Below are 12,972 nucleotides of genomic sequence, written 5' to 3'. Positions count from 1 at the left end.
CCGGCTCATGCTGAGGGAGGCGGTCAGCGCGGTGCTGGCGTGCCCGTCACACTCTCTAGACTCTGGACCCTGTGGGCTTGAATCTTGGAATCGTCGGACTGCCGAACGTCGGTAAATCGACGCTGTTCAACGCGCTGACGCGCAACAACGTGCTGGCAGCCAACTATCCGTTCGCCACGATCGAACCGAACGAGGGTGTCGTTCCGCTGCCCGACCCGCGGCTGGACGAACTGGCGAGGATCTTCGGCTCGGAGAAGATCGTCCCGGCGACGGTGACGTTCGTCGACATCGCCGGGATCGTCAAGGGCGCGTCTGAGGGCGCGGGGCTCGGCAACAAGTTCCTGGCCAACATCCGCGAATGCGACGCGATCTGTCAGGTGGTGCGGGTTTTCGCCGACGAGGACGTGGCCCATGTCGACGGCCGCATCGACCCGAAGTCCGACATCGAGGTGATCGAGACCGAGCTGATCCTGGCCGACCTGCAGACGCTGGAGAAGGCGCTGCCGCGGCTGGAGAAAGAGGCGAGAACCCACAAGGACCGCCGGCCGATCTACGAGGCCGCGGTGGCCGCCCAGGAGATTCTCAACAGTGGCAAGACGCTGTTCGGGGCGGGCTTCGACGCGACGGTGCTGCGTGAGCTGAACCTGCTGACCACGAAACCGTTCCTGTATGTGTTCAACGCCGACGAGACGGTGCTCACCGACGAGGCGCGCAAGGCCGAGCTGCGCGAGCTCGTCGCCCCCGCCGACGCGGTGTTCCTCGACGCCAAGATCGAGGCCGAGCTGCAGGAGCTCGACGACGAGTCGGCCGCCGAACTGCTCGAGTCGATCGGCCAGACCGAACGCGGGCTGGATGCGTTGGCGCGTGCGGGGTTTCACACGTTGAAGCTGCAGACCTTCCTGACCGCCGGGCCGAAGGAGGCGCGGGCGTGGACGATCCGCCAAGGCGACACCGCGCCGAAGGCGGCGGGTGTGATCCACAGCGACTTCGAGAAGGGCTTCATCAAGGCCGAGGTCGTGTCGTTCGACGACCTCGTCGAAGCCGGTTCGATGGCCGCCGCCAAGGCCGCGGGCAAGGTGCGGATGGAGGGCAAGGACTACGTCATGCAAGACGGTGACGTCGTCGAGTTCCGCTTCAACGTGTAGCGCAGTTGGCTTTCGCGAGACGTGGGGGAGGGCTGTGGATCGCGCGCCTGCCACGACCCTCCCGGACGTTTCGCGAAAACAGACGGGCTAGCCGGCCGCGGCCAGCGCGGGCTCGCGGACCTGACGCCGCAGCGTGTCGAGCGACTTGGAGAGCAGCCGCGAGACGTGCATCTGCGAGATGCCCATGCGTTCCGCGATCTGGGTCTGCGTCATGTCCTCGAAGAAACGCAGCGTGAGCAGCGTGCGCTGGCGTTCCGGAAGCGCGGCGATCAACGGCCGCACCGTTTCGAGGTCCAGCACCTTGTCCATCCCCGGGTCGTCATCGCCGAGGGTGTCCATCACCGCCCGCGAGTCGTCGTTGGGGCCGGCCTGCACGTCGGTGGACAGCGTGGAGTAGTTGCTGCTCGCGATCGTCGCATCGACCACCAGCTCGCGCGGCACGTCCAGATGCTCGGCGATCTCCGAGGCGTTCGGCGCGCGACCCAAGAGCTGCGACAACTCCGAGCGGGCCCGCACCAGCTGCGCCTGGATGTCTTTGCACCGGCGCGGCACCTTGACCGCCCAGCCGTGGTCCCGGAAGTGGCGGCGCACCTCGCCCATCAGCGTCGGCACGGCGAACGACAGGAACTCCGCGCCGGTGTCGACGTCGTAGCGGTTCACCGCGTTCAGCAGACCCACGCGCGCCACCTGTATGAGATCGTCGAGCGGCTCGCCGCGGTCGCGGTAGCGGAAGGCGATGTGATCGGCCAACGGCAAACACCGCTCGATGATCGCCTCGCGCTGACGCCGGTGCTGGGAAGACCCCTCGGGGAGCGTCTTGAGCCGCCGGAACATTTCGGTCACATCTTTGTAGTCGCCAGACAACGCAGCCATCGCGGCAATCCCCATCCATCAAAAGAATTCGGCGGCTCGAGTCTGAACCTGATGACGGCGGTGTACCCCGCAATGATCATGGTTGAAACATCGCGAATTTCGGCCACGGCGCCATCGCATGCAAAATGGCCGCCACCGGAGGTCAAGCGGTGGCGGCCGAGGGTGGTCGTCGTGGTGTGAAACCACCCCTGCACAAAGGTAGGGCCTTGTGGCGGCAGAGGAATCGGGTGTTTCCCTATGCTTGCGCCGGCTGCTCGGCGCCGCAGCAGGGCTGCGACGAGCTCCCACTGAACGTGTCGGAATCAGCGAGCACCGTGTAGACCTCCCATTTCTCCCCGCCCGGGCCGGTCACCCAGGCCTTGTCCTGGGTGGCGAAACAGCACGTCGTGTTGAGTTCCTCCGAGGTGGCCAACCCTGCGCTGGACAGGCGCGCGATCTCCGCGTGGACCTGCTCGCTGGTCGGCACCTCCACCCCGAGGTGGTTGAGCGTGCCGCCCTGGCCGGGATTCTGCAGCAGGACCAGTTTGAGCGGCGGATCGGCGACGGCGAAGTTCGCGTAGCCGTCCTTGACCTTGTTCGGCCCGGTGTTGAACAGCTTCGAGTAGAAGGCGATCGCCTGGTCGAGGTCGTCGACGTTGAGGGCCAGTTGGATGCGGGACACGGTGAGTTTCCAGGGTGTGTGACATATATCGAAATAGTTGGCGGAGACAGCTTGCGCCTCTATTTCGATATATGTCAAGAACCTTTCGCTACGATGGGGGCATGCCGAAAGCACTGCCCACCGTCGACATGTCCACGCCCGTATGCTGCGCCCCCATCGGGGCCGGCCCGATGACGGATGACGCCGCGCTCGAGGTGGCACTGCGGTTGAAGGCGTTGGCGGACCCCGCGCGGGTCAAGATCATCTCCCTGCTGTTCGGGGCCGCCGACAGCGAACAGAACAGCGGCGACCTCGCCACCGCTCTGGGCCTCACCGAGTCCACCGTCAGCCACCACGTCGCTCAGCTCCGCAAGGCCGGCCTGGTGGTGTCCGAGCGGCGCGGCATGAACGTCTATCACCGGGCCCACCGTGACGCGCTGGCGGCGTTGTGCGTGGTGCTGGACCCGAACTGCTGTACCTGAGAGCCTATGGCACCACGGCGATTTCGTCGCTGAGCCGGTAGCCCGGCGCCAACGGCAGCGAGTCGCCACTCCAAAACGACCCCGGGTCGAACCAGTTGTAGTGCTTCTCGGTCGACAGCAGCCCCATCTCCTCGTAGGTGATGGCGACCGTCTCAGCGCAGTACGCGGTTTCCAGCCCGACCTTGAGCTTTTCGGCCTTCCTGCGTCGACTGGCCTCGCTGACCCGCTTGTGCAGGAACGGGATGGGACGCGCCAGGTCCGACACCGCCAACCGGCCGCGAAACCACCGGCCGGTCAATCGCATGGTGCTGGGAAACGGGGTGCCGTCCATTCGCGCCACCACCTTCAACGCGCGGTCCTCCTGCTCGCGGGTGGCATGCGGTATCAGCTGGCGCAACCAGCAGCGCTGGTGATAGTGGTGCACCCAGCGCTCGACCACCTCACGCGCATCGTTGAGTTGCACGCCACGGTGCTTGTCACCGGTCCACATGTCGGTCAGCTTGTCGCCGAGTTCGGCATGCCAGATCAACGGCGGCAGGTCCTCGATCGCGATCGTCATGCCCACGTGGTTGACCGGGCTGTTGGTCAACGACTGGATCGCACGGTCAGGTCCCGAACGCCCGCGAAACAGCCACAGATCCCCGGTTCGGGTCTCGTCGAGCGCCTGCTGCAGCGACACCTCGGTTGGCCTCATCCTGGCAGCTTAGGCAGACTCATGCCATGCGCCGCATATGGAAGTGGGTCGGCTTGGCCAGTGTCGCCGGTGTGGTGGCCGGTGGCATACTGGTCGCCCGTGATCAGCGCCGGCGGGAGTCCTATACGCCCGAGGACATCCGCGCCCGGTTGCACCAACGGGTGGCGGAAAGCGGCGAACCGCAAGACGACTAGGACCCGACGGCGTACAACCGGTGCGCGCCGCTGAATCCCTTGAGCTCGGCGTCGCTGCCGTCGTCGAAGTCGATATCGGTGGTGTCGGCGAGGGCGTCGCGCACCGCCTTGCTCACCAGGATCTGACCGCCGCCCGCCTCGCCGGCCACCCGAGCCGCCATGGCGACGTTGCGTCCGAACAGGTCGTCGCCGCGGCGCACCGACTTGCCCATGTGGATGCCGATGCGAACGCGAATTCTGTTGGGCTGACGGCGAAGTGAACGTTGTATGTCGATGCCGCATCGCACTGCCTGCTCGGGGTATGCGAAGGCCACCATGAAGCCGTCGCCCTGGCTCTTGACGACGTGCCCCGAGTGTCTGTGTACGTGTCGGCGCACCATCTTGTCGTGGCGCCCGAGGAGCCGGACCCACGCCCGGTCGCCGATGCGCTCGTTGAGCGCGGTGGACTCCTCGATGTCGGTGAACAGGATGACGACCACGCCGCTGGCGGCGAGCCGGGCCAGGTCCGGGCGCTCGACCTCGGCCCAGTCGGCGAGATCCTCGATGGACGACCGCACCGCGGCGCCCAAGCCGTCTTTGCGCAGGATGTTGGCGGTCTGCCACACTTGCTTGACCGCCTCGCGCCCGCCCGTCAGCAGCATGTTCTTGGTGTCGACGCGACGGCGCGCGTCGTCCAGTTCGCGCTGCTGGCGCTGGGTTCGGCGCCACAGCACGACGAGGGCGACAGCCTCCGCCGCGGCGACCACGGCGAGCACGTAGGCGACGATCTGGGCTGTCATCACCGACTAAGTATTGGATGCTGGACCCGTGACGTCAGCGAAGGCCCCGTATTACGAGAGTCGCTACATCCGCGCCAACCACCCTGACCTGGCGCAGGCCGTGTGGCTGCGCGAAACGCTGCTGTTTCCCACCGCGGCCGAGCCGGTCGCCGATGTGTGGGTGATGGTGTTCGACCCCGACGGCGCCGGCAACCATGCCCTCAAAGAGCCCTACCCGGTCGAGATGACCGCCTACGCCGACGAACCGTGGTCGGCGCGCATCGCTTCGACCGCCCTCGACGACCGGTCGGCGCACGGCGTGGTCACCGGCGGAGGCCGTTCGGCGCGTTGGGATCTGCGGATCACGCCCAGCTCCGCGGACCCGGTCAGGCTGCTCACCGAGCGGGCCTATGAGGCGCGGTTCCCGACGGCCAAGACGACGGTGCGAGATCCACTGGCGCAGTTCGACGGCCAACTCGAACTCGACGACATCCGCATCGTGTTGGACGGCTGGACCGGTAGCGTCAACCACAACTGGGGCACCAGGCACACCCCGGCATACGCCTACGGGCAGGTCTGCGGGTTCGACAACGCGCCCGACTCGACGCTGGAGATGGTCACGGCACGCGCGGCCCTCGGTCCGCTGCTGACGCCCGCCGCGACACTGTTCGTGTTCCGCCATGCCGGAGAGGAGTTCGCGGTGCGTTCGGTCCTGGGCAGCCTGTCCACCCACGGGCGGTATCGGCCGTTCACGTGGACGTTCGGCGGCAGGGTCGGCGAGCGGATGATCGAGGGCGAACTCGTCGCCGAGCCGTCCGACGTCATCGGGCTGACCTACACCGACACCGACGGCCGGTCGAAGTACTGCTACAACTCCGCCCTGGCGACATGCCGAATGCAGGTGGCGGGCAAGGCCTTTGAGCGTGCGGAGTTGGTCGCCCGGCGTCGCGCGATGTTCGAGATCCTCACCGACGCCCCGCACGAAGGCGTTCCGTTGCTGGCCTAGTTTCGCGCGCTGGCCTTGTCGCCGCCCGTTGAGTCGGATCCGTCCTGCCCGGCACCGCCTGCGGTGGTGTCGGCGGTGGCGTCGCCGGCATCCGGGTCGGCATCGGCGTCGGAATCCGCATCGTCAGACGGCGCCGTGGCCTCCTCCACGGTCGCGGTGTCGCCCCCGGCCTCCGCGTCGTCGTTCTGTTCGACGGACGTGGAGAAGTTCGGCGAATTCCTCACCAGATTTCTTGCCGGCTTCTCCTCATCGGCGTCCTGCGCGTCGTCCTCCGCCGGTCCCTGCTTCGGAGACGAGTCATCCTCGTCAAGCGCCGATGACACGCGCGGCTCGCTGTCCGACGGCAGATTCACCACGCGCGCACGCGAATTCAGCGTCGAGTTGGCCGCAGGCCCGGAGAACGTACCGGCCGCGGCAACAGCGGTGTCGTCGGCGGACTGAGATGCCGGCGCCTCAGATACTCCGAGAGCGGAACGAATCGCCGCATTGATTTGCTCGGTGGCCGCCCACACCCCGTTGCGGATGGATTCGACCAACGCGCCGTCACCGCCGTAAGGGGCGGGAAGCGCATCGCGCAGCGCGTACACCAGGGGATCGGCCACCCACAGCGGGCCGTCGACGATGTTCTCGATGAGGTCAGCCACCGCTTCGCGGCCAGCGCCTTCAGCGATCGCGGGCAGCAGCGCGACCACGCCCAACGGCGTGCGGACGGCGGCTTCGATGAGCCGCAGTCCGCTGGCGATCGCGCCCGCGAGGACTCGCGTCGACGGGCCGATCGGCCCGGTCACCGGCGTGAAGGGCACCGGCCCCGGCTGCTGGTAGGCCAGGATCGTCGCCTCGATGAAGTCTTGGAACATGTCGATGGGCTCCGTCAGCCCGGCGCTGATCTCTTGGGTGATCGCCCACAGGAGCTCGTTGCGGAGGGTCTCGATCACCCCGCCGGTGCCGCCGAGCGGGAAGGGCAGGGCGTCCCGTAGCCCGTAGAGGGCGGGGTCGACCACCCACAGGGGACCGTCGACGATGTTCTCCACCAGAGCAGCCAGAGCCTCGAGGCCGTTGCCTTCGATGAAGGCGGGCAGAAGCTCCAGGAAGCGCAGCGGGGTGAGAACGGTGGCACCGAGCCGCAGCCCGGATGCCGCGAAGCCCTGGCCGATTCTCGACAGCCCGTCGATCGGCCCGGTCGTCGGCGTGTACGGCACGGGTCCCGGGCGTTCGAACGCCTCGATCGTGCCCTCGATGAACGCCCGCAGTGCGGCGGCCGGGTCGAATCCGTCCAGCAGAGCCAGGTCTGCCGCGAGCGCCTGGCGGGCCTGTGCGGCTTCGACGTGAGCCATCAGGCTCACCTCGTGGGTGTGGCTGGCGTCGGAGACGGGCTCCGGGGGCGGTGCAATCGAGCCCGCGGTGATGACACCGGCCCCGACAATTGCGACGCCCGTCGTCAGGTACGACTTGGCGCTGCTCTTCATCTCAGATCCTCCCCACGGCTGCTTGCCTAGCAACTTACACTCTCGTCGATAACGGCTGAAGAACCGGGGGTGTTTTTCGCACGATCTAAGCTTCTCGACAGGCGGCAGTTGCGTTGTCGCAAGTAGCTTGCTTGGAGCCTGACATAATATTCGCACTGTAAGTCGTGGTATTCACCGGCTGGCCGACACGCTATCCACTTTGCGAAGCTGCGCGTGCGGCGCTGATGCCGAGCGCCTCCGTGCCAGCGGTGCCGAACAACGCTCAACGGCGACGCCGCGAGCAGCAGCAAACGGGAAAAAGTAACGGTCGGCGGTCTGGACGGCGGTTTGCGGTCACCGGCAGACGAACTGCACGACGACATCGGAGAACGCGTCGTTGTCGTCGCCCGCCGCGGTGTGGCCGGCATCGGAGAGTTCCACGAACTCCGCGCGCGGGACCTTGGCCAGAAAGTCGGTGACGCCCTCGGGGCTGACCACGTCGGACAGCTTGCCGCGGATGAGCAGGATCGGGATGGTCAGGTTCATCACGGCCCGGTCGAGCTTCTCCACCCGCACGAACGGGTCATCCATCGGCGCCGTCAAGAAGGCCGGATCCCAGTGCCAGTACCAACGCCCGTCGCGGAACCGCAGATTCTTCTTCAACCCCTCCGGGTTGCGCGGCCTGGTCCGGTAGGGCAGATACGCCGCGACGGCGTCGGCTGCTTCGTCCAGCGTGGCGAAGCCGTCCATGCCGCTGGCCATGAAGTCGCGAATGCGGGCGCTGCCGTCCTTCTCGTAGTGGGGGACGACGTCGACCAGCACAAGTTTGGTCACCTTCTGCGGGCCGGCGGCGTCGGCGACCAGCATTCCGGTCATCCCGCCCATGCTCGCCCCGATCAGCGCCACCGGCCGGCCGATCTGGTCCAGCACGTTCAGTGTGTCGGCGCACAGCGCGTCCACCGTGTAGTTGGCGTCAGGCGCCCGGTCGCTGTCGCCGTGCCCGCGGCTGTCCAGCGCCACCACATGCAGACCGTGATCGGCCAGAATCTGGCCGGTGTTCTTCCACGAGAAGCGGTTCTGGCCACCGCCGTGCAGCAGCAGCACCGTGGGCCGGTCGGCCGGGGAGGCCCCGTGGTTCCATTCGTCGGCGACCAAAGTGATGCCATCGCTGCCACGAAACTGCACAGTGCGTGGCTCACTGCGGGTAGTGCTCACGGACATCCTCTCGGCCGGCTCCGAGCGATCACGTTACCCAGGGCGGATTTGCACCGATCTGCGGCCTGTGAAGCGGGCGGCTCCCTAGAATCCGCCGTGTGCAGCCCGAGACCGGTGACGACAAGCGCGGCTGCATCATCGAGGCGGCCTACCGTTGCCTGTCCGAGCCGCACAGCGGCGCGGTCCCGGTGGCCGCGATCCTGGCCCGCGCCGGAATGTCGACGCGGGCGTTCTACCGCCACTTTCAGTCCAAAGACGAACTGTTCCTGGCGATGCTGCGCCGGGAAACCGATGTGCTGGCCGAGCGGCTCGACCGCATTTCGGCGGAAACGGATGGCGGGCCGGTGGCGCAGCTCGCGGCGTGGATCGACGGGATGTTCGCGTTGATCACCGACGAACAACTGCGCACGCACTTCGCGGTCATCGACTGCCACGAAGTCCGCGCCACGCGCGGGTACCGCGAGATCCGCGAGAAGGCGCACGCCGACCGGGAGCGCTCACTGGTGGCGATCCTGCGTCGGGGGCGCGACGACGGCACGTTTCCGCTGGCGGTTCCCGAAGACGACGCGGTCTCGATCAACGCGATCGTGAGCAGGGTGATGGCGAACCAGTCCTTTCGGGACCCCGAACAGGTCAACCGGTCGAAGGCCCGCGTACTCGACTTCGCGCTGCGTGCGCTGGGCGCCGCGCGTTAGCCCGATGAGTCCTGCGCGCATCAGCGGTCTGTACCGGCATGCCGACGATCACACCGTCCCTCTGGTTCGACAACAACCTCGAAGAGGCCGCGCAGTTCTACGTCTCGGTCTTCCCCAACTCATCGATCGAGAAGGTCAACCGATACACCGACGCCGGGCCCGGCACGCCTGGCGAGGTGGTTTCGGCCATCTTCGTGCTCGACGGCAACCGGTTCATCGGCATCAACGGTGGGCCGCAGTTCCGCTTCACCGAGGCGGTGTCCTTCGTCGTCATGTGCCGAGACCAGCAAGAGGTCGACCACTACTGGAACCGGTTGACCGAGGGCGGCGAGGAGTCGCAATGCGGCTGGCTCAAGGACCGTTACGGCCTCAGCTGGCAAATCCTCCCGGAGCGACTTCACGAGCTGCTCGACGACCCCGATCCAGCCCGCGCGGCCGCGGCGACCGCCGCCATGCTCGGCATGCGCAAGATCGTCATCGCCGATTTGGAAGCCGCTGTGCGCGACGGATAGCCTGACGCTCCGTTATTGGCAATACTCGCCCGCGTCGTGGTGGCACGTTGGCCCAATCGCATATTCGCGATATCCGGTTCCCCGCGTCCTACCCTGTGTACCCTTGCGCCACAGCCAGTCACAGGCGCGGGTTTGTTGGTGTCGAGGAAGGTTGGCGACCTATGGCAGGTCAGTGCATCGGGACGAGATCTGATTGATGGTCGCCTCCACCGCAATTGCCAAACCCGTTGCCGCGTTCGGCGGCTTCTATTCGATGGCGCTCGACACCTTCGTCTTGATGTTCAAGCCGCCCTTCGCGTGGCGCGAGCTCATCTCCCAGGCGTGGTTCGTCGCCCGCGTGTCCATCGTGCCAACGCTGTTATTGACCATCCCGTATACGGTTCTGCTGACCTTCATCGAAACCATCCTGCTCAGCGAGATCGGTGCCGCCGATTTCTCCGGTACCGGCGCGGCCCTCGGCACCGTCCGGCAGATCGGCCCCATCGTGACGGTCTTGGTGGTCGCCGGCGCCGGCGCCACCGCGATGTGCGCGGATCTGGGTGCTCGGACAATTCGTGAGGAGCTCGACGCGCTACGGGTGATGGGGGTCAATCCCATTCAGGCCCTTGTGGTTCCGCGGGTGCTGGCGGCCACCATAGTGTCGCTGGCGCTGTCCGCCACCGTGATTCTCGTCGGCCTGTCCGGCGCGTACTTCTTTGTCGTCTACATTCAGAACGTCTCGCCGGGTGCCTTCGCCGCCGGCCTGACGCTGATCATCGGGGCCGCCGACGTGACGATCGCGTTGGTGAAGGCCGCGTTGTTCGGGCTTTCCGCCGGTCTGATCGCCTGCTACAAGGGAATCTCCGTGCGCGGGGGGCCGGCAGGTGTCGGTAACGCAGTGAACGAAACCGTGGTGTTCACCTTCATGGCGCTGTTCGCGATCAACATCGTCGCAACGGCCGTAGCGATCAAGATCACGCTATGACGGTGTCGCGGCCGCATTCCCAGTTCCCGTGGCTGAAGGCCCGGTTCCGGAGTGTGGCCGACCCCTGGAACCGCATCGGCATGCAAACCAAGTTCTACGGGCGCACGCTGCGCAGCATGCATTACGTCTTGATCCATTATCAGGTCGAGCTGATTCGGATCATCGCTCAGATGGGTCTCGGTGCGGGAGCGCTCATCATCATCGGAGGCACCGTCGCGATCGTCGGCTTCTTGACCGTGACGACCGGTGCGCTGGTGGCGGTGCAGGGCTACAGCGACTTCTCCGAAATCGGCGTGGAGGCGTTGACGGGATTCGTGTCGGCCTACTTCAATGTGCGCCTGATCGCACCGGCCACGACGGCGATCGCGCTGTCGGCCACCATCGGCGCGGGAGCCACCGCCCAACTCGGCGCCATGCGCATCAACGAGGAGATCGACGCGCTCGAGGTGATGGGCATACGCAGCATCGCGTTCCTCGCGTCCACCCGGGTCATTGCCGGCTTCCTCGTGGTGATCCCGCTGTACTGCGTGGGTGTGCTGATGGCGTTCTGGGCGGCACGCTTCGGAACCACCGTTCTCTACGGTCAGTCGACGGGTGTCTACGACCACTACTTCCGAACGTTCCTCAACCCGACCGACTTGATGTGGTCGTTCGGCCAATGCATCGCGTTGTCAGTGGTGATCATGCTCGTGCACACCTACTACGGGTTCACCGCACGAGGCGGCCCGGCGGGGGTGGGGGAGGCCGTCGGCCGCGCGGTGCGCACATCGCTGATCGTCTCGGCATTCGTTCTGGTGATGCTCTCGCTTGCGGTGTATGGCCAATCCGGCAACTTCAACCTGGCCGGGTGACGATGGAGGAAAGAGACGAAGGCCTGCACCCAGCGTGGTGGACGTTGTTCTTGGTCGTGCTCATCGCGGTCGCCCTCTGGGCGACGTATGTGCTATTCCTCGGCACCTACAAATCGACCGAGACCGTCACGTTGACCTCCGACCGGTCGGGCCTGGTGATGGACCCGAACGCGAAGGTCAAGCTGCGCGGAGTCCAGGTGGGGCGGGTGTCGGCGATTCAGGGCGGCAGCGAACCCGTCGCGCTGCAACTGGAGATCGACAAGAACAAGATCAAGTACATCCCATCGAACATCGAGGCGCAGATCAGGGCGACGACGGTGTTCGGCGCCAAGTTCGTCGACCTGATCTATCCCGACGATCCCAGCCCGCAGCGGCTGGCGGCCGGTCAGGTGATCCAGTCGCGCAATGTCACCGTCGAAGCCAACACGGTGTTCCAGAACGTCGTCGGGGTGCTCGAACAGATCGACCCGGCCAAGCTCAACAGCACCCTGTCCGCGCTCGCCGAGGGCGTCCGAGGGCAGGGCGAGCTGATCGGTGAGGCCACCACCGCCGCGAATCAGGTTCTGCTCGAGGTCAATCCGCGCTACGAAACGGTGACCGCCGACCTGCGTGCGCTGCGGGACTTCAACGACACGTACAGCGCTGCCGCACAAGACATCCTGACCACCCTCGATGCGCTCAGCACCACAAGTACCACGATCACCGGCCAGGCCAGCCAATTGGATGCGTTGCTGCTGGCCACCATTGGACTTTCCAACAGTGGGATCAACCTGCTGGCGCCGAACCAGGCGAACCTGATCAAGTCCATCAACGTGCTCGAACCGACGACGAACCTGCTGCACAAGTACAGCCCGGAGTACACCTGCCTGCTGACCGGCGCCAAGCACCTGCTGGACCACGGTGGGTACGACGGGCCGGGGGGTAACGGCCGGACGCTGGTGTTGGACGTGGCACTGGGCATCGGCGACGACTCGTACCGGTACCCCAATCACCTGCCGATCATCGGCGCCAAGGGCGGACCGGGCGGCAAACCCAGTTGCGGTTCGCTACCCGTCGTCGCGGAGAACTGGCCGGTGCGAAATCTCGTCACGAACACCGGGTTCGGTACCGGACTCGACTGGCGGCCCAATCCCGGCATCGGCTTCCCCGGGTACGCCAACTACCTGCCGACGACCCGGGCTGTGCCCGAACCGCCGAGCGTCCGCAACCTCTTCGGCGGACCCGCGATAGGTCCGATCCCGTACCCGGGGGCTCCGGCTTACGGTGCGGACCTGTACGCAGACGACGGCACCCCGCTGTGGCCGGGCCTGCCGGCCGCACCGCCGCCGATGGCGCCGCGGGATCCGGGCCCGACGCCGGGTTCGGAACCGTTCATCGTTCATTCGCCCGCGCAGATGCAGCCCACGCCCCTACGACCGACACCCTTGCCGACCCCGGCGCGACCCGGTCCGCCGTTCGGATGAGCCACGCCGCGATGAGAGGTGACACGCCATGTCCA

15 protein-coding genes are annotated in these 12,972 nt (G+C 66.4%); 9 read left to right on the top strand and 6 right to left on the bottom strand.

Annotated elements, in window-relative coordinates:
• Positions 1 to 71 precede the first annotated feature (71 nt).
• A complete protein-coding gene (ychF, locus tag MELE44368_RS24140) occupies positions 72 to 1,145 on the top strand; it encodes a redox-regulated ATPase YchF (protein ID WP_128110800.1) in 1,074 nt (357 codons plus the stop codon).
• 87 nt (positions 1,146 to 1,232) lie between these two features.
• Here ychF and MELE44368_RS24135 read toward each other — a convergent pair whose 3' ends face one another.
• Positions 1,233 to 2,018 (bottom strand): SigB/SigF/SigG family RNA polymerase sigma factor, encoded by a 786-nt coding sequence (locus MELE44368_RS24135; protein WP_128110799.1) that lies wholly within the window; start codon positions 2,016 to 2,018, stop codon positions 1,233 to 1,235.
• A 235-nt stretch (positions 2,019 to 2,253) separates the two neighbouring features.
• Positions 2,254 to 2,679: an ArsI/CadI family heavy metal resistance metalloenzyme gene (locus tag MELE44368_RS24130; protein ID WP_128110798.1), complete on the bottom strand. Its 426-nt coding sequence runs from the start codon at positions 2,677 to 2,679 to the stop codon at positions 2,254 to 2,256.
• Positions 2,680 to 2,780: 101 nt separating this feature from the next.
• Here MELE44368_RS24130 and MELE44368_RS24125 point away from each other — a divergent pair, with 101 nt between their 5' ends.
• A complete protein-coding gene (locus MELE44368_RS24125; protein ID WP_128110797.1) occupies positions 2,781 to 3,140 on the top strand; it encodes an Rv2640c family ArsR-like transcriptional regulator in 360 nt (119 codons plus the stop codon).
• A 4-nt stretch (positions 3,141 to 3,144) separates the two neighbouring features.
• Here the strand turns inward: MELE44368_RS24125 and MELE44368_RS24120 are convergent, their stop codons facing one another.
• Positions 3,145 to 3,834, bottom strand: coding sequence for a guanylate cyclase (locus tag MELE44368_RS24120; protein WP_128110796.1), 690 nt, complete (start codon positions 3,832 to 3,834; stop codon positions 3,145 to 3,147).
• 26 nt (positions 3,835 to 3,860) lie between these two features.
• Here MELE44368_RS24120 and MELE44368_RS24115 point away from each other — a divergent pair, with 26 nt between their 5' ends.
• Positions 3,861 to 4,028, top strand: a complete 168-nt coding sequence (locus MELE44368_RS24115; protein WP_128110795.1) for a hypothetical protein — start codon at positions 3,861 to 3,863, stop codon at positions 4,026 to 4,028.
• On the opposite strand, the gene MELE44368_RS24110 is transcribed toward MELE44368_RS24115, so the two are convergent.
• Entirely contained in the window at positions 4,025 to 4,807 is a 783-nt protein-coding gene (locus MELE44368_RS24110) for an adenylate/guanylate cyclase domain-containing protein (protein ID WP_128110794.1), read from the bottom strand. The genes MELE44368_RS24115 and MELE44368_RS24110 overlap by 4 nt on opposite strands.
• Positions 4,808 to 4,835: 28 nt before the next feature.
• Here MELE44368_RS24110 and MELE44368_RS24105 point away from each other — a divergent pair, with 28 nt between their 5' ends.
• Positions 4,836 to 5,792, top strand: a complete 957-nt coding sequence (locus MELE44368_RS24105; protein WP_206613849.1) for a hypothetical protein — start codon at positions 4,836 to 4,838, stop codon at positions 5,790 to 5,792.
• Here the strand turns inward: MELE44368_RS24105 and MELE44368_RS24100 are convergent.
• Both MELE44368_RS24100 and MELE44368_RS24095 read right to left on the bottom strand, forming a co-directional pair.
• Positions 5,789 to 7,258, bottom strand: a complete 1,470-nt coding sequence (locus MELE44368_RS24100; RefSeq protein WP_128110792.1) for a hypothetical protein — start codon at positions 7,256 to 7,258, stop codon at positions 5,789 to 5,791. The two genes, MELE44368_RS24105 and MELE44368_RS24100, sit on opposite strands and share 4 nt — an antisense overlap.
• Before the next feature lie 333 nt (positions 7,259 to 7,591).
• Positions 7,592 to 8,452 (bottom strand): alpha/beta fold hydrolase, encoded by an 861-nt coding sequence (locus MELE44368_RS24095; protein WP_128110791.1) that lies wholly within the window; start codon positions 8,450 to 8,452, stop codon positions 7,592 to 7,594.
• Positions 8,453 to 8,550: 98 nt separating this feature from the next.
• Between MELE44368_RS24095 and MELE44368_RS24090 the strand changes: the two genes are divergently transcribed.
• The 5 genes from MELE44368_RS24090 to MELE44368_RS24070 all read left to right on the top strand — a co-directional run bounded on the left by MELE44368_RS24090 (position 8,551) and on the right by MELE44368_RS24070 (position 12,937).
• Positions 8,551 to 9,147, top strand: coding sequence for a TetR/AcrR family transcriptional regulator (locus tag MELE44368_RS24090; protein ID WP_206613848.1), 597 nt, complete (start codon positions 8,551 to 8,553; stop codon positions 9,145 to 9,147).
• A gap of 38 nt (positions 9,148 to 9,185) precedes the next feature.
• The gene (locus MELE44368_RS24085; RefSeq protein WP_128110790.1) at positions 9,186 to 9,659 is read left to right on the top strand and encodes a VOC family protein; all 474 of its coding nucleotides are present in this window, start codon (positions 9,186 to 9,188) and stop codon (positions 9,657 to 9,659) included.
• Positions 9,660 to 9,855: 196 nt separating this feature from the next.
• Positions 9,856 to 10,623 (top strand): MlaE family ABC transporter permease, encoded by a 768-nt coding sequence (locus tag MELE44368_RS24080; RefSeq protein WP_128110789.1) that lies wholly within the window; start codon positions 9,856 to 9,858, stop codon positions 10,621 to 10,623.
• Positions 10,620 to 11,474: an ABC transporter permease gene (locus MELE44368_RS24075; protein WP_128110788.1), complete on the top strand. Its 855-nt coding sequence runs from the start codon at positions 10,620 to 10,622 to the stop codon at positions 11,472 to 11,474. The genes MELE44368_RS24080 and MELE44368_RS24075 overlap by 4 nt, the downstream gene beginning before the upstream one ends.
• 2 nt (positions 11,475 to 11,476) lie before the next feature.
• Positions 11,477 to 12,937 carry an MCE family protein gene (locus MELE44368_RS24070; protein ID WP_128110901.1) on the top strand — a complete coding sequence of 487 codons (1,461 nt, stop codon included), beginning with the start codon at positions 11,477 to 11,479 and terminating at the stop codon, positions 12,935 to 12,937.
• Positions 12,938 to 12,972 lie beyond the last annotated feature (35 nt).

Origin of the sequence: Mycolicibacterium elephantis DSM 44368 (assembly GCF_004014805.1) — a bacterium.
Classification (GTDB): domain Bacteria; phylum Actinomycetota; class Actinomycetes; order Mycobacteriales; family Mycobacteriaceae; genus Mycobacterium; species Mycobacterium elephantis.
Note: the sequence above shows the minus strand (reverse complement) of the source record. Positions and strands in the feature narration are given on the sequence as shown.